Origin of the sequence: Vogesella mureinivorans (assembly GCF_007644035.1) — a bacterium.
GTDB lineage: Bacteria > Pseudomonadota > Gammaproteobacteria > Burkholderiales > Chromobacteriaceae > Vogesella > Vogesella mureinivorans.
The window spans coordinates 1-258 of the sequence record NZ_VMTV02000605.1 but is presented as its reverse complement, the minus strand read 5'-3'; the positions used below and the strand labels follow the sequence as shown (position 1 = coordinate 258).

Below are 258 nucleotides of genomic sequence, written 5' to 3'. Positions count from 1 at the left end.
TGCAGCGCCTGATCCGCGAGGGCGAGCTGGAAAAGCGCTACCTGACCCTGCTGGTCGGCGACATCGGCTCGAAGCCCTTCAGCGTGAACGCGCCGCTGCGCAAGTTCGAGCTGCAGGGCGGCGAGCGCATGGTCCGGGTCGACCCGGTCGAGGGCAAGGCTTCGCTCAGCCACTTCCGGCGCCTCGCCCTGCACGGTGGGCATAGCTACACCGAGGTGCGTATCGACACCGGGCGCACGCACCTGATCCGCGTGCATG

General features: G+C 68.6%; 1 protein-coding gene. It reads left to right on the top strand.

The window, feature by feature from the left end:
• On the top strand, window positions 1-258 hold a 258-nt coding region (locus FLQ44_RS16485; RefSeq protein WP_240801314.1), incomplete at both ends, for a pseudouridine synthase.